Source organism: Anoxybacillus flavithermus (assembly GCF_002742685.1).
Classification (GTDB): domain Bacteria; phylum Bacillota; class Bacilli; order Bacillales; family Anoxybacillaceae; genus Anoxybacillus; species Anoxybacillus flavithermus_E.
The window spans coordinates 76,611-91,654 of sequence record NZ_PEDM01000001.1; the positions used below are offsets into that span (position 1 = coordinate 76,611).

Annotated in this window: 18 protein-coding genes; all 18 read right to left on the bottom strand. The window is 43.1% G+C overall.

All coding sequences use genetic code 11. The annotated features are described in order from the left end of the window. Positions 1-25 precede the first annotated feature (25 nt). Positions 26-880, bottom strand: coding sequence for a ribosome biogenesis GTPase YlqF (gene ylqF, locus CS060_RS00410; RefSeq protein WP_180271029.1), 855 nt, complete (start codon positions 878-880; stop codon positions 26-28). Positions 881-893: 13 nt separating this feature from the next. Beyond that, complete coding sequence (gene lepB, locus CS060_RS00415) at positions 894-1,445, bottom strand: signal peptidase I (protein WP_035047090.1); 552 nt, start codon at positions 1,443-1,445, stop codon at positions 894-896. Between the two features lie 72 nt (positions 1,446-1,517). Beyond that, the gene (rplS, locus tag CS060_RS00420) at positions 1,518-1,862 is read right to left on the bottom strand and encodes a 50S ribosomal protein L19 (protein WP_003394943.1); all 345 of its coding nucleotides are present in this window, start codon (positions 1,860-1,862) and stop codon (positions 1,518-1,520) included. 125 nt (positions 1,863-1,987) lie between these two features. Beyond that, positions 1,988-2,725 carry a tRNA (guanosine(37)-N1)-methyltransferase TrmD gene (trmD, locus tag CS060_RS00425; protein ID WP_035047092.1) on the bottom strand — a complete coding sequence of 246 codons (738 nt, stop codon included), beginning with the start codon at positions 2,723-2,725 and terminating at the stop codon, positions 1,988-1,990. After that, entirely contained in the window at positions 2,722-3,243 is a 522-nt protein-coding gene (gene rimM / locus CS060_RS00430) for a ribosome maturation factor RimM (protein WP_304413192.1), read from the bottom strand. The genes trmD and rimM overlap by 4 nt, the downstream gene beginning before the upstream one ends. Beyond that, positions 3,243-3,626, bottom strand: a complete 384-nt coding sequence (locus tag CS060_RS00435) for a YlqD family protein (protein ID WP_035047097.1) — start codon at positions 3,624-3,626, stop codon at positions 3,243-3,245. The genes rimM and CS060_RS00435 overlap by 1 nt, the downstream gene beginning before the upstream one ends. 48 nt (positions 3,627-3,674) lie before the next feature. Continuing rightward, positions 3,675-3,902, bottom strand: a complete 228-nt coding sequence (locus CS060_RS00440) for a KH domain-containing protein (RefSeq protein WP_035047099.1) — start codon at positions 3,900-3,902, stop codon at positions 3,675-3,677. Positions 3,903-3,905: 3 nt separating this feature from the next. Continuing rightward, on the bottom strand, positions 3,906-4,178 hold the full coding sequence (gene rpsP, locus CS060_RS00445) for a 30S ribosomal protein S16 (RefSeq protein WP_004891099.1): 273 nt from the start codon (positions 4,176-4,178) through the stop codon (positions 3,906-3,908). A 95-nt stretch (positions 4,179-4,273) separates the two neighbouring features. Beyond that, positions 4,274-5,614, bottom strand: coding sequence for a signal recognition particle protein (gene ffh / locus CS060_RS00450; protein WP_035047101.1), 1,341 nt, complete (start codon positions 5,612-5,614; stop codon positions 4,274-4,276). Positions 5,615-5,626: 12 nt separating this feature from the next. Continuing rightward, the gene (locus CS060_RS00455) at positions 5,627-5,959 is read right to left on the bottom strand and encodes a putative DNA-binding protein (RefSeq protein WP_035047103.1); all 333 of its coding nucleotides are present in this window, start codon (positions 5,957-5,959) and stop codon (positions 5,627-5,629) included. A 71-nt stretch (positions 5,960-6,030) separates the two neighbouring features. Continuing rightward, entirely contained in the window at positions 6,031-7,029 is a 999-nt protein-coding gene (ftsY, locus tag CS060_RS00460) for a signal recognition particle-docking protein FtsY (RefSeq protein WP_035047105.1), read from the bottom strand. A 6-nt stretch (positions 7,030-7,035) separates the two neighbouring features. After that, entirely contained in the window at positions 7,036-10,596 is a 3,561-nt protein-coding gene (gene smc / locus CS060_RS00465) for a chromosome segregation protein SMC (RefSeq protein ID WP_099668638.1), read from the bottom strand. 60 nt (positions 10,597-10,656) lie between these two features. Then, on the bottom strand, positions 10,657-11,373 hold the full coding sequence (gene rnc, locus CS060_RS00470; RefSeq protein WP_035047107.1) for a ribonuclease III: 717 nt from the start codon (positions 11,371-11,373) through the stop codon (positions 10,657-10,659). 69 nt (positions 11,374-11,442) lie between these two features. Then, positions 11,443-11,679: an acyl carrier protein gene (gene acpP / locus CS060_RS00475; RefSeq protein ID WP_003394967.1), complete on the bottom strand. Its 237-nt coding sequence runs from the start codon at positions 11,677-11,679 to the stop codon at positions 11,443-11,445. A gap of 58 nt (positions 11,680-11,737) precedes the next feature. Then, entirely contained in the window at positions 11,738-12,475 is a 738-nt protein-coding gene (gene fabG / locus CS060_RS00480) for a 3-oxoacyl-[acyl-carrier-protein] reductase (protein ID WP_035047109.1), read from the bottom strand. 2 nt (positions 12,476-12,477) lie between these two features. Then, the gene (fabD, locus tag CS060_RS00485; RefSeq protein ID WP_099668578.1) at positions 12,478-13,419 is read right to left on the bottom strand and encodes an ACP S-malonyltransferase; all 942 of its coding nucleotides are present in this window, start codon (positions 13,417-13,419) and stop codon (positions 12,478-12,480) included. 11 nt (positions 13,420-13,430) lie between these two features. Next, the gene (gene plsX, locus CS060_RS00490) at positions 13,431-14,420 is read right to left on the bottom strand and encodes a phosphate acyltransferase PlsX (protein WP_035047111.1); all 990 of its coding nucleotides are present in this window, start codon (positions 14,418-14,420) and stop codon (positions 13,431-13,433) included. Then, positions 14,417-15,001: a transcription factor FapR gene (gene fapR, locus CS060_RS00495; protein ID WP_035047113.1), complete on the bottom strand. Its 585-nt coding sequence runs from the start codon at positions 14,999-15,001 to the stop codon at positions 14,417-14,419. The genes plsX and fapR overlap by 4 nt, the downstream gene beginning before the upstream one ends. Positions 15,002-15,044: the final 43 nt, after the last annotated feature.

Below are 15,044 nucleotides of genomic sequence, written 5' to 3' on the forward strand. Positions count from 1 at the left end.
AAATAAAGGCTCGCTTATGCGAACCTTACAGGCGGTCAAAACTAAGTCGGCCTAATTTTTCTGTACGAATATCGCGCAACACAAGCTCAGCTACTTTATCGTAATCTACGACGCCTCCAGCAGCTAAACAGCCTCGTCTTTTTCCGATGTCATCAAACAATTGGACGATGTCTTCTGGAATGTCCGCAAGCGCATATCGTTCTTTTAAACGATCAGGATAATAAATAGCTAGAAAGCGTAACGCATATACAGCAACGTCTTGTAAATTTAAAATCGTATCTTTAATCGCTCCCGTCGTCGCAAGCTTTAATCCGACTTCTTCATCTTCAAACTTCGGCCATAAAATTCCTGGAGTATCAAGTAGTTCAAGCTCTTTGCCGACTTTAATCCATTGTTGCGCCTTCGTCACTCCTGGTGTATCGCCTGTTTTCGCGATATGTTTTCCAGCGAGTCGGTTAATGAGCGTCGATTTCCCGACGTTTGGAATGCCGACAATGAGCGCACGCATCGCGCGAGGACGTTTAATTCCCTTCGCCATCATTTTTTCAAATTTTGGGCGTAATCGCTCTTTTGCTACGGTTACAATTTGTTTGACACCTGTTCCGCTTTGTGAGTCGATCGCAAGCGCTTCGATTTGTTGTGCAGCGAAAAAGTCGATCCATTGTTTTGTCACATCAGGATCAGCCATATCGGCTTTATTTAATAACATGATGCGCGGTTTATTTGCGACAATCTCATCAATGAGCGGATTGCGCGATGAAATAGGGATACGCGCATCCACTAGTTCAAATACGATATCAATGAGCTTTAATTTTTCTGTTACTTCCCGTTTCGCTTTTGCCATGTGGCCGGGGAACCATTGAATCGTCATCGTTGCCACCTACTTTATTATGTTATTCAACAATGCGAGCATCAGAAAGAGGCCAATAGACGACCGACGTTTTGCCTACGACTTTTTCCATCGGAATAAATCCAATATGGCGACTATCTTTACTATACCGACGATTATCTCCAAGCACGAATAAATGGCCTTCTGGAACCGTTTTTCGTCCCCATAGTTCTTCAAGTGTAAACGATTCTGTTAGCGGCCCATCAAATACTTGCTTTTTCTCTTCGTCTAAATAAGGCTCTTTATACGGCTTTCCGTTGACGTATAACGTATCATTTTTATATTCGATCCGATCACCAGGCAATCCAATGACGCGTTTAATATAGTCTTTTCCTTCTTCAGCATGAAACACAATAATATCAAACCGTTCTGGTTCGCCAATTTTGTATGCCACTTTATTCACAATCATTCGGTCTTGATTATGTAACGTCGGCATCATCGATTCCCCTTCAACGATAATCGGGGCAAAAATAAAATAGCGAATACCTCCTGCTAATGCCACCGCAATAACAATTGCTTTTAGCCATTCAAACCATTCGTTTTTTTGTTTTTCCATCCGTCTCCCACCTATATGATGAATGTTGAAAAAGGAGCTTGATGATCAAGCTCCTCGCAATCACTTCTTTTGTTAGATGATTTCTTTGATGCGTGCTGCTTTACCGCGGAGTTGACGCAAGTAGTACAATTTCGCGCGACGAACTTTACCGCGACGAACAACTTCTAATTTCGCAATCTTCGGCGTGTGTAATGGGAATGTACGCTCAACACCTACACCGTAAGATACTTTACGCACTGTAAATGTTTCGCTAATTCCACCACCACGACGCTTGATGACAACGCCCTCAAATACTTGGATACGCTCACGGTTTCCTTCGACAACTTTTACGTGAACGCGTACTGTGTCACCAGGGCGGAATTCAGGAAGATCGTTACGTAGTTGTTCTTTTGTAATTTCTTGAATTAAATGATGCATCATCTTCATCTCCTTCCAACAGATGCTCATGCTTATGTTTATCGTTCATAGCAGCGGAACATCGTTTTACGTGCGACGTAAGTCACAACGTTTATACTAGCATAAAGATGTACCGGATGCAAGAGTTACCGCTCATTTTTTTCCCATTGTTCAATCCATTTTTTTTGCTGTTCCGTTAGTTCATACGTCTCAAGTAAATCCGGTCGTCGCAACCACGTACGACGCAATGATTCTTTTTGACGCCACTCTTCAATTAAACGATGGTTGCCAGAAAGAAGAACGTCTGGTACTTTCATGCCGCGAAAATCCGCAGGACGCGTATAATGCGGATGTTCAAGTAAGCCCGAGCTATATGAATCAAGGATAGAGGAATGTTCGTTACCAAGCACGCCCGGAAGCAAACGAACAACACTATCAATGACGACCATCGCTGCCAGTTCTCCACCCGTTAAGACGTAATCTCCAATGGAAATTTCGTCTGTTACAAGATGTTCCCGAATGCGTTCGTCATATCCTTCATAATGTCCACAAATAAAAATGATATGTTTTTCTTTGGCGAGTTGTGCTGCTTTTTTCTGCGTGTATCGTTCCCCTTGTGGACAAAGTAAAATCACACGCGGGCGATGTTCACTTTGTTTCGTCAAATGGTCGACCGCATCGAAAATTGGCTGTGGTTTTAATACCATCCCAGCCCCACCACCATAAGGATAGTCGTCTACCGTCTGATGTTTATTATCAGCAAATTCGCGGAAATTGACGAGCTGGAACGTAACGGCCCCTTTTTCTTGTGCTCGCTTTAAAATCGACTCGTTCAACACGCCAGTAAACATGTTTGGAAATAAGGTGAGCACGTCAATTTTCATTCGTCAAGCAATCCTTCCATCACATGAATCGTAACCGTTTTGTTTTCAACATCGACTTGTTTGACAACATCATCAATGTAAGGGATTAACACATCTCCGCCTTTTTTTCGTTTGACGACCCATACGTCATTTGCACCTGGCGTTAAAATTTCTTTTACTTCTCCAATCGTTTCACCATCTTCTGTCACAACCGCGCAGCCAATAATCTCATGAAAATAATATTCTCCTTCGTTAAGCGGTTGCAATTGCGTTTCTGGTATTTTAATGATCGCCCCTTTAAACGGTTCGACTAAGTTAATGTTGTCGTATCCTTCGAACGTTAATAAATCAAACGACTTATGAACTCGATGGCTTGCTACTTTGACTTCCACTGGCGGCTTATTTTCCATAAAAATATATAGCACATTTCCGATTTTATACCGTTCTTCCGCAAAATCTGTGCGTGAAATGACGCGCACTTCACCGCGAATGCCGTGCGTATTGACAATTTTTCCGACATGAAACCATTTCACAACGATCACCCCTCGCGTATATCAACAACGATTCCGTCTTCAATAATAATCGTTTTTTGAGACGACCAACGCGCACCAATGTGAACGTCGATAATCGCCTCGACTTCTCGTTCTTTAATTTCGCTTCCTATCGGTAATATGCGCAATTGTTCAAGAAGGAAATCAAGTTCCGCTATTTTTTGGCGTCGAACTTGCATTTCCCGTTCAAACTTTTCTTTAATTTGTTTCGATGAAAACGATGTTTGTTTTTCCATTCGTTTTTGTTCGAAGATAAGCTGCTCACATTGTTGTTCGAGCTGCTGTTTCTGTACGATAAATTGTTGAGTGAGTTGTTGCTTGCTTTTTTCTGTCAACCGCTGTCTTACTTCAACCGTTTGAATGATTTTCATGGCGCACCGCCTTTCTGAACGAAAAAAGGGGAGGTGTCTCCCTCTCCCTTACTCTTCGATGCGTACGTCTATTCGCTTCTTTGACTCATTTGCTGCTTGAACAACGGTGCGAATCGCTTGAATCATTCGCCCGTTTTTTCCGATCACTTTTCCAACGTCTTCGTGATGAAGCGCAATCGAATATGTGATCGATTGTTGTTGTTCCGTTTCGCGAATGACGACGCATTCCGGATGATCGACAAGTGACCGAACAATTGTCTCAAGCAACGTTTTCATATATTACTTTCCGTACTTTAAATTGTGGAATTTTTCTAAAATTCCTTGTTTTGAAAGCAAGTTGCGCACCGTGTCAGATGGTTTTGCACCGTTTTGCAACCATTTCAATGCAAGTTCTTCGTTAATTTTAATTTCTGCAGGCTCTGTTAACGGATTGTATGTGCCGATTGTTTCGATGAAACGACCGTCACGTGGAGAACGAGAGTCTGCAACAACGATACGATAAAATGGTGATTTTTTTGCACCCATACGTTTTAAACGAATTTTTACTGCCATAATTGTAGCACCTCCGAAAATATTTCACACAAGATAGTATATTAGCAATAAACGTTTTGTTTGTAAAGTGTTTTTTCTTAACACTGTTATTTTGTTTACATGAACGGGAACCGGAACCCTTTCTTTTTCCCTTTTGGCATGGTTGTCATCATTTTCATCATTTTTTTCATTTCGTCAAACTGTTTTAATAAGCGGTTGACGTCTTGAACCGTCGTTCCGCTTCCTTTTGCAATCCGCTTTTTGCGGCTCGAGTTGATGATTTCCGGATTCATTTTTTCTTCTTTTGTCATCGAGCGAATGATCGCTTCGACGCGGCTAATTTGTTTTTCGTCAATTTGTAAGTTGTTGAGGCCTTTCACTTTGTTTGCGCCCGGCAACATTTTTAAAATTTCATCGAGCGGGCCGAGTTTACGTACTTGCCCAAGCTGTTCTAAAAAGTCGTCAAGTGTAAACGATGCCGTACGCATTTTTTGCTCGAGTTCTTTTGCTTTTTCTTCATCGACAGCCGCTTGCGCTTTTTCGATGAGCGTCAACACATCGCCCATACCTAAAATGCGCGACGCCATCCGCTCCGGATGAAACGGCTCAAGGGCATCGAGTTTTTCACCCATACCAACAAATTTAATTGGCGTGTTCGTGACCGCTTTAATCGATAATGCTGCTCCACCGCGCGTATCGCCGTCGAGCTTCGTCAAAATGACGCCCGTTAAGCCAAGCTGTTCGTTAAAGCTTTGCGCGACGTTGACCGCATCTTGTCCTGTCATCGCATCGACGACAAGGAAAATTTCATCGGGTTTCGTCACTTCTTTGATTTGTTTCAATTCATCCATGAGCGCTTCATCGATGTGCAGACGCCCTGCCGTATCGATTAATACGTAATCATAATGTTCTTCTTTCGCTTTTTCGATCGCTTGCTTAGCAATTTCAACCGGGCTCACTTGATCGCCGAGCGAAAACACAGGGATGTTCAGTTGTTTACCTAACGTTTCAAGCTGTTTAATCGCTGCTGGACGATAAATGTCAGCTGCAACAAGCAACGGTTTGCGATTATGTTTTTTACGTAATAAATTAGCTAATTTTCCCGTTGTTGTCGTTTTTCCTGCTCCTTGCAAACCAACCATCATGACGACGGTTGGCGGACGGCTCGCTACGGCAATTTTGCTATTTTCTCCCCCCATCAGCTCCGTCAATTCTTCTTTCACTACTTTAATGACTTGCTGCCCTGGGGTCAAACTTTTTAACACTTCTTGTCCGACAGCCCGCTCGCTTACTTTTTTCACAAAGTCTTTGACAACTTTAAAATTGACGTCCGCTTCTAATAGCGCTAGCCGCACTTCGCGCATCATTTCTTTTACATCGGCTTCCGTGACTTTGCCTTTGCCACGAATTTTATTCATGACATGTTGCAGACGGTCGGCCAATCCTTCAAATGCCATCGTTACCGCCCCCTACTCTAATTTCTCCAACTCCATAACGAGCCTCATCAGCTCTTCATCGTTCGGATAGCGTTCGGCAATATGCGTCTTTAATACATCTAATAATTTTTGCCGCTGTTGAAACTTTTGAAAGAGCAATAGCTTTTGCTCATAATCTTCTAACATCGCTTCCGTTCGTTTAATGTTATCATATACAGCTTGACGACTCACTTCGTACTCTTCGGCAATTTCACCGAGGGAGTAATCGTCTAAGTAATAAAGGGACATATAGTTCCGTTGCTTCGGCGTTAACAACGATTGATAAAAATCGTATAAATAGTTCATTCTCGTTGTTTTTTCTAGCATGAAACTCCCCCCTGTTAAGTGAAACGCCTTTACATGACTTTAGTGTATATGTTTTATCCGATACTGTCAAGTCATTCTCCTTGCGTCTCTTCTCGTTCCATAAACGAGGAAAATAACCCATACACGAATTGTTCGGCGTTAAACGGTTCTAAATCGTCCATTTTCTCTCCTAAGCCGACAAACTTCACCGGAATGTTTAACTCATGGCGGATCGCTAACACAATGCCACCTTTTGCTGTTCCATCCAGTTTTGTAAGTACAATGCCGGTGACGTTCGTCGCTTCTTTAAACGTTTTCGCTTGGCTCATCGCATTTTGTCCCGTCGTCGCATCTAACACGAGCAATACTTCATGCGGTGCGCCCGGTACTTCACGTTCAATGACACGCTTCACTTTTTCAAGCTCTTTCATTAAATTCACTTTATTTTGTAAGCGTCCAGCTGTATCACACAGCAAAATATCGACGTTGCGCGATTTCGCCGCTTGAATGGCATCGTACATCACCGCAGCCGGATCTGAGCCAGCCGATTGCTTAATCACTTCAACGCCAACACGCTCGCCCCATACTTCAAGCTGTTCAATCGCACCCGCACGGAACGTATCGCCAGCGGCAAGCATCACTTTTTTTCCTTCGTTTTTTAATTTATACGCGAGTTTTCCAATTGTCGTCGTTTTTCCGACGCCGTTTACACCGACGAATAAAATAACCGTTAAGCCGTTTGGCTGAATGTTTAATTCTGTCGTTTCATCGCCGCTCGCTTGATATATATCAATGAGTTTTTCAGAAATGACGCTATACATTTCTTTTGGGTCTTGAATGTTGCGACGCTTCACTTCCATCTTTAGCTCATCGATGAAATCCATGACCGTTGCCACACCAACATCTGACGCAATTAAAATTTCTTCTAGTTCTTCAAAAAACTCTTCGTCCACTTTTCGATAGCGGGCGATTAAGTCATTCACTTTTCCCGCAAAAGAGTCGCGCGTTTTTTCTAATCCGCGCTTAAACTTTTCCGTTACTGTATCCGCTTGTTTTGCAATTTTTTCTTTTAATTTTTTAAAAAAACTCACCGTTTCTCATCCTTTCTTTCCAGCTGCTTCTTCCAGTCGAACAGAAACAAGTTTCGATACGCCTGATTGTTGCATCGTTACTCCATATAATACATCGGCTTCTTCCATCGTTCCTTTTCGATGAGTAATGACGATAAATTGTGTTTCGTGGCTAAATTTCTTTAAATATTGCGCATATCGTTGCACATTTGCTTCATCTAGTGCGGCTTCTACTTCATCAAGCACGCAAAACGGAACAGGTCGAACGTTTAAAATGGCAAATAAAAGGGCAATCGCCGTCAACGCCCGTTCGCCGCCTGATAATAAACTTAAATGTTGCAGTTTTTTTCCTGGCGGTTGTGCGACGATATCGACACCCGTATGAAGCAAATCGTTCGGATCGGTCAGTTGTAAATCTGCTTTTCCTCCCCCAAACAATTCGATGAACACGCGCGCAAATTGCGTGCGAATTTGTTCAAATGTCGTTACAAATCTTCGTTTCATTTCATCATCCATTTCGTCAATGACTTGATACAATGTATCTTTCGCTCGTTGTAAATCTTCTTTTTGTTCCGTTAAGAAGCGATGGCGTTCGGAGACACGTTCATATTCTTCGATCGCCCCAAGGTTCACCGTTCCAAGCTCATCAATGGCAAGTTGGATGAGCTTTACTTTTTTTCGCGCTTCTTGGGCAGGGATATGGAGCGGGAACGCTTCTTTCGCCGCTTCAAATGACAACTTGTATTCTTCGCGAAGGCGGTTTAACAAGTGATCGAGTTCCGTATCAAAACGAGCAAGCTTCACTTCCTCGTCTTTTAACGTATCTGTGAGTTGTTTATGTTGTCGTTTCAATTCTTTTATTTCTTTTTCGAGTTGCTCAAGCTTTGTTTGATAATGTAGCCGCTGTTTGCGTCGGCTAGCAATGAGTTGAATCGTTTCTTCTTTTTGTTTCGTTTTTTCTTCGCATATTCGCTCGAGCTGTTGTTCATCTTCCGTTTGTTTGTTCATATGATGAACAAGCTGATTGCGCTCCTCTGTCATTTGTGTGCGCGCTTGCTTCGTTTCTTCCCATTCTTCTATTAATCGACGCACATGCTGCTCTTCGTTTCTTACGTGTTCTTGCTTTTCAGCAAGCGCCACTTTCAAGGCGGTTAGCTGTTCTTGCAGTTGTTCTTTTGATTGTTGCTCGAGCTGTTTTTTTTCTGTCCATTCCTTTACTTGTTCATCAATGTCGGCAATTTTTTTCTCAAGTTTATGAAGCGACTGCACAACATCGTGAAGGCGAACTGTCAACTCCTGCTTTTCTTCTTCAAGCGTTTGTCGTTCGTAACGATATACAGCGAGTCGCTCGTCCATATGCTTTTTGCGAAGATCAAGCTCGGTCCATGCGCTTTTTTCTTCTTGTAGCTCCATACGACTTGCCTCTAGTTCGGTATAAAGCGCTGTTCGTTTTTGCTCAGCTTGTGCAATTGCCTCTTTTTCGCGTTGCACAAGCTGCTCAAGTTCAAGTGTTTTTCGCTCAGCATGACGCCAGTTTGCTATCGCTTCTTCAAGTTCACGCGTGCGGCTTAATAATGAACTCGTTTGTTTGTTTACCGTTCCTCCCGTCATCGCTCCACCAGGATTCACTACATCTCCTTCAAGCGTAACGAGACGATAGCGGTATTGCAATTGACGAGCAAGCTCATTTGCCCCTTTTAAATCGCGCGTAATAATGACCGTCCCAAGAATGTTTGTCATCACATTTTCGTATGTTGCTTCATACGAAACTAATTCAGAAGCAATGCCAACGTAAGCTGGATGTTTCGCAATGTTTTCTCGAACGGATGCAGGAAGCGTCTTTCGCTCGATAACGTCGAGTGGTAAAAATGTCGCTCGACCATATTTATTTTGCTTTAAAAACTGAATCGCTTCGCGTGCACTTTGTTCATTTTTCACAACGATATGTTGCGCCGATCCTCCGAGCGCTACTTCGATGGCCGTCTCTAGCTCAGATGGTACTGTCATCAATTCAACAATCGCCCCGTGAATGCCTGAGAGGCGATCTTTCGCTTTTAACACTTCTTTTACGCCTTGGAAAAATCCAGCGTACTCTTGTTGCATCGCTTCAAGCATGTCTTTTTTTGATTTCATTTTTTGTACGTATTGATATGCTTCGTATAACGTTGTTTCTTTTTTTCGATATTGCTCTTTTCGCACCGTTAGTTGTTGCTCTTCTGTTTGAAGCGTTTGTTCTTGTTTATTGATGCGCCCTTGCAATTGTTGAATGAGTTGTTGCTTTTGTTCCCATTGTTGAACGATTTGCTCGTATACCCGAATATGCTCGTCGTTTGCGGCGATAAGCTTTCGTTGTTTTTCTTCATTTTTTTGCAACTGGACTTCGATGTGCGTCCGTTCATTTTTTAACGTCGCTTGCTCATGAACGAGGTCAATGTATTCACTTTTTAATCGTTCGATTTCTGCCTCCGCTTTCGGACCGTAAGCGGAAAGGACGTTGTTTTGTTCTTTTAATTGTGCTTGAAGCGTTCGCATATCTGTTTGAAGCTGTTGCAGCAGCTGTTTTTTTTCGGCAATCGTCGCTTCAAGTACACGTTCGCGCTCAGCAAGTTGCTTCATCGTTTGTTCCATTTGTTGCTGTTGCTTATGCGCGTTGCTTTTTCGCTCTTTTAATACTTGTTTTTTTCCTTCCATTTTTTCTAGTTCTTCGCTCACAAGCAATAATACTTGCTGCAAGCCGTCAATTGATTCATCAAGCGCTGTCAATTCATGACGCAACTGAGCGATGTGCGCTTCTTCTTTTTGCAACGTTGCCGCTAATTCCATTTCGCTTTGTTGATGTAAAGCGAGCTGCTCTTTTAGTGCTTCCCATTTTTCATGTAGTTGCTCAATTTCATAGACAATTAGACCGACTTCATACGTCTGCAATTGCTCTTTTTTCTCCATATATTCTTTTGCAATCGATGCTTGTTGTTTCAACGGTTCGAGCTGTTGATTTAATTCGTGTAAAATATCTTGCACGCGCTGCAAATGATCTTCTGTTTCGTTTAGTTTTTGCTCAGCCTTTTTTTTCCTCATTTTATATTTTAATACGCCTGCCGCGTCTTCAAAAATCATGCGCCGATCTTCCGCTTTACTGCTTAAAATTTCTTCTACTTTTCCTTGGCTAATGATCGAAAATGCCTCTCGTCCAACACCCGAATCCATAAATAAATCAACAATATCTTTTAAGCGGCAAGGCTGTTTATTAATAAAAAATTCGCTATCGCCTGAACGATAGACGCGTCTTGTGACGCTTACTTCTTCGTATTCAAGCGGCAAAAATTGATCGCTATTATCGAGCGTCAATGTCACTTCAGCAACGTTTAACGGTTTACGCGATTCACTTCCGGAGAAGATGACGTCTTCCATTTTTGCTCCGCGAAGCGATTTGGCCGATTGCTCCCCGAGCACCCAACGAATCGCATCTGTAATGTTGCTTTTTCCACTTCCGTTCGGACCGACGATCGCCGTCATACCTGGAACAAAATCAATGGAAATGCGATCCGCAAAAGATTTAAATCCGATAGCTTCTAAACGTTTGAGGAACAACATATATCCCCCTTTATCTAAAAGATGTAACAATAAGCAAGGCTGTCCTTTCGCACTGGATCAGCCTTGTTGTGATTGTTTTAGCTTAGCTAATGCCATTTGTGCGGCGCGTTGCTCTGCTTCTTTTTTCGAACGTCCGACTCCGATGCCGAGCTCTTCGCCATTTAACGATACGCGCGATACGAACTCTTTATTATGAGCAGGACCTCGCTCTTGTAAAATTTTATATTCTAAAATTCCGCTGCCATCACGTTGTACAAGTTCTTGTAGTTGACTTTTGTAATCCATCACATGAGAAAAAGCACCTTCGCGAATTTTCGGGAACATCGTTTTCTCTAAAAATTGCTCGACTGCCTCGATCCCTTGATCTAAATAAAGCGCCCCGATAAAAGCTTCAAACACGTCCGCTAACAGCGATGGACGCATGCGCCCTCCTGTTAGTTCTTCCCCTTTTCCAAGCAAAACGAGATCACCAAACGATAATGCGTGGGCAAACGTAACAAGCGACGGTTCGCAAACGATCGCTGCCCGCAGTTTCGTTAATTCCCCTTCGCTCATTTGCGGAAAATGTTTAAATAAATATTGAGAAACGGTCAATTCAAGAACAGCATCTCCTAAAAATTCAAGGCGCTCATTATCTTCATGTAGCCGCTTTCGATGCTCATTCACATATGATGAATGGGTAAATGCTTGGATGAGCAATTTTTCATCGTGAAAAAAAATACCAATTTGCTCTTGAAACTGTTTAAATTTCATGTACGGTCGTTGCTTCGACATGCATATGAACCCCCAACTATAAACGTAAAAAGCATAGAAAGCCCCGCTTACAAAACGGGACTTTGCTTATTATGATAGACGGCTTTTTATGTAGTTAACTGCGTCGCCGACAGTCACAATTTTCTCCGCCTCTTCATCTGAAATTTCCATATCAAACTCATCTTCTAATTCCATAACAAGCTCAACAACATCAAGTGAATCTGCTCCTAAATCTTCTTTGAATGAAGATTCAAGCGTCACTTGTGACTCTTCAACACCAAGGCGATCAACGATAATTTTCGTCACACGCTCTAATACGTCTGCCATTTTATTCACCTCCCCTCAAGCTATTATAATGAATTATATCCGAAAATAAAACGAATTTTTACATAACCATGCCGCCATCGACATGAATCGTTTGGCCTGTTATATAGCTTGCCCCATCTGAGACGAGAAACGCAACGACATGGGCAATATCTTCTGGATTCCCGAAGCGGGCAAGCGGAATTTGTTGCAGCATCGCTTGGCGCACATCTTCGCTTAATTGGTCTGTCATATCTGTCGTAATAAATCCAGGCGCAACGGCATTTACCGTAATGTTTCGACTGGCGAGTTCTTTTGCTGCTGTTTTCGTTAGTCCGATCACACCTGCTTTTGCAGCAACATAGTTTGCTTGCCCTGGATTACCGCTTACACCGACAATGGACGCTACGTTCACGATTCGACCGTATCGTTGTTTCATCATCGGACGTGTAACGGCTTTTGTACATAAAAAGACCCCTTTTAAGTTCGTATTGATGACCGCATCCCATTCTTCTTCTTTCATGCGCATAAGCAAGTTGTCGCGCGTAATGCCTGCGTTGTTTACTAAAATATCGACGCGTCCCCAACGCTCAAGCACTTCTTTCACCATGCGCTCTACTGCCTCGCTATTTGCAACATCCGCTTGTACAGCAAACGCTTCTCCACCATGTTCAACAATTTGAGCGACAACTTCGTTTGCTTTCGCTTCGCTCCCTGCATAATTGACCACCACTTTTGCACCAAGACGAGCGAGATGCAAAGCAATTTCACGCCCAATGCCGCGTGACGCCCCTGTCACAATCGCTACTTTTCCTTCCATCTCTATTCCCCTTTCACCGCAGCCACCGTCGCTATAAACGAAGCTTCATCAAAAATCGAATAGACGTTGACATGACGGTTTATTTTTTTTACGAGACCGCTTAATACTTTTCCAGGACCGATTTCGATAAACGTATTTACGCCTAAATCAATCATCGTCTGAACAGATTGCTCCCAACGAACAGGCGAATACAATTGTTCAACGAGACGACGTTTGATTTCCGTTGGATCTGTCATCGGCTCAGCCGTCACGTTCGAAATGACTGGCACAGCACTTTCTTGAAACGACAATGTGTCAAGCACCGCTGAAAACTGGTCCGCTGCAGGCTTCATTAAAACGGAATGAAACGGTCCGCTCACTTCAAGCGGAATGACCCGCTTCGCTCCTTTTTCTTTCGCCAGTTGTGACGCTCGCTCAACCGCTTCTTTTTCCCCTGAAATGACAATTTGTCCCGGACAGTTTAAGTTCGCTAATTGAACAGGCGATGATTGTGTTGAAGCTTCATCAACAACTTGTTGTAATAAAGCCTCATCCATTCCAAGCACTGCAGCCATCGTTCCTTGTCCTGACGGTACTGCTTTTTCCATGAATTCTCCGCGCTTACGCACCGCATATACGGCATCAGAAAATGACAGCACAGATGCTGCAACAAGTGCACTATATTCCCCGAGGCTATGTCCTGCGACATAATGCGGAGCAATACCTGCTTCTTTTACCTTTTGCAAAAACGCGATGCTTGTCGTGAGTAATGCAGGTTGAGCATTTTCTGTTTTTGTTAATACGTCTTGTGGACCTTCAAAAATGAGTTGTGACAAAGAAACTTGCAATCGTTCATCCGCTTGGCGAAAAATAGATGCTACTTTTTCATCTTTTTCCGCCCATTCTTTTCCCATGCCGACCGTTTGTGAGCCTTGTCCTGGAAAAATAAATGCGATTTTTCCCATCATGTCACCTCTTATTGTTTTATTTCCGCTACGGATTGTTTCACCGTTTGTATAACGTCGTTTGCGACCATTTCACGCGCTTGGCGCACCGCATGAAAAATGGCGTGAGCATCCGATGAACCGTGCGCTTTAATGACAGGTGCCCGTAAACCGAACAGTGCTGCACCACCATATTCTGCATAATCCATTTTTTTCTTTAATTGCATAAGCTGTGGCTTTAACGCAAGCGCCGCCATTTTGCTTACAACATTGCTTGTCAATGCTGACTTTAACATCGAGAAAACAGCGATTGCCGTTCCTTCGATCGTTTTTAGCGCGACGTTGCCGGTGAACCCGTCAGTAACAACGACATCAGCTACTCCTTCTAATAAATCGCGCGCTTCTACGTTTCCGACAAAGTTTAACGACGTCTGTTGTATGAGTTGAAACGCTTTTTTCGCTAGTTCATTTCCTTTTTGATCCTCTGTTCCGACATTTAATAAGCCGATACGCGGACGAGCAACACCGCGCACTTTTTCCGCATATGCCGCACCCATGAGCGCATATTGCAATAAATGTTCCGGGCGGGCATCAACGTTCGCGCCAACGTCTAACAATACAAATCCTTTTCCATCAATCGTTGGCAACGTTGGGGTAAGTGCAGGACGATCAATGCCGTCGATCCGACCAATGATAAACAGGCCTGCAGCCATTAAAGCGCCTGTATTGCCTGCGGAAATGCAAGCATCTGCACGTCCTTCGCTTACTTCGTTTGCCATTAATACCATGGACGCCTCTTTTTTACGGCGAACAGCGCGGACAGGCTCATCTGTTGCTTCAATGACTTGTTCGGTATGGATAATAGACAGTCGTTCGTCATTTGTTATGTATGGGCGAATGAGCGTCTCGTTCCCGACAAGTGTAATTTCAATATCGGGAAAATGCTCAATCGCCTTTTGTGCACCGATCACGACTTCTTTTGGTGCGTGATCGCCTCCCATGGCATCCATTGCGATTTTCATCTTTCTTCTCCATCCTTTTTAACAACGTTTGAACGGTACATATGAAATTCTCCTTGAAAGACAAGTTCTTGCCCTACGTAGCTATTTACTTCGACAACTGTGCGCCCGTTTTCGTTTAAATTTTTCACTTTTGCTTTGGCGACGACGCGCTCACCTTCTTTGACAGGACGCATAAAGCGAATGTTTGCCTTTGCCGTTAATGCGAGTTCATCGTTAATGACTGCTACTGCGAGCGAATTCGCTTGCGCAAATAAATGATGTCCTCGGGCAATTTGATTACGTTTAAACACATGTTCTTGTTTTACGTCAAAAATGGAAATTGCACTCTCATCTAACTGTATATCGATGATTTCTCCAATGACTTCTTCAATAGGCAACGACTTCACTTCGTCAGCAAATGTGCGCTCAGCGACATGTTTAATGCGCTCACGCAACTCCGGAATCGATAGTTCTAAGCGATCGAGGCGGATCGTTTGAATGCTGACTGAAAATTTTTCGGCAAGCTGTTCGTCGGTAATAAAAGGATTTTCTTCGATCGTTGCTTGCAGTAATCGTTGCCGTTCCCGTTTATTTCTTCTCATTTTCGATCCACCATCCGAATTATTACTAGGTACTAATAGTAGT

Excerpts from the sequence above, each read along its gene's own strand:
- rpsP (WP_004891099.1), bottom strand. The coding sequence starts at position 4,178 with ATGGCAGTAAAAATTCGTTTAAAACGTATGGGTGCAAAAAAATCACCA.
- fabG (WP_035047109.1), bottom strand. The coding sequence starts at position 12,475 with ATGGAAGGAAAAGTAGCGATTGTGACAGGGGCGTCACGCGGCATTGGG.
- acpP (WP_003394967.1), bottom strand. The coding sequence starts at position 11,679 with ATGGCAGACGTATTAGAGCGTGTGACGAAAATTATCGTTGATCGCCTT.
- fapR (WP_035047113.1), bottom strand. The coding sequence starts at position 15,001 with ATGAGAAGAAATAAACGGGAACGGCAACGATTACTGCAAGCAACGATC.
- trmD (WP_035047092.1), bottom strand. The coding sequence starts at position 2,725 with ATGAAAATTGACGTGCTCACCTTATTTCCAAACATGTTTACTGGCGTG.
- CS060_RS00440 (WP_035047099.1), bottom strand. The coding sequence starts at position 3,902 with ATGAAAACGTTGCTTGAGACAATTGTTCGGTCACTTGTCGATCATCCG.
- rnc (WP_035047107.1), bottom strand. The coding sequence starts at position 11,373 with ATGTCGAAGCAACGACCGTACATGAAATTTAAACAGTTTCAAGAGCAA.
- ffh (WP_035047101.1), bottom strand. The coding sequence starts at position 5,614 with ATGGCATTTGAAGGATTGGCCGACCGTCTGCAACATGTCATGAATAAA.
- rplS (WP_003394943.1), bottom strand. The coding sequence starts at position 1,862 with ATGCATCATTTAATTCAAGAAATTACAAAAGAACAACTACGTAACGAT.
- lepB (WP_035047090.1), bottom strand. The coding sequence starts at position 1,445 with ATGGAAAAACAAAAAAACGAATGGTTTGAATGGCTAAAAGCAATTGTT.
- CS060_RS00455 (WP_035047103.1), bottom strand. The coding sequence starts at position 5,959 with ATGCTAGAAAAAACAACGAGAATGAACTATTTATACGATTTTTATCAA.
- CS060_RS00435 (WP_035047097.1), bottom strand. The coding sequence starts at position 3,626 with ATGAAAATCATTCAAACGGTTGAAGTAAGACAGCGGTTGACAGAAAAA.
- plsX (WP_035047111.1), bottom strand. The coding sequence starts at position 14,420 with ATGAAAATCGCAATGGATGCCATGGGAGGCGATCACGCACCAAAAGAA.
- fabD (WP_099668578.1), bottom strand. The coding sequence starts at position 13,419 with ATGGGAAAAATCGCATTTATTTTTCCAGGACAAGGCTCACAAACGGTC.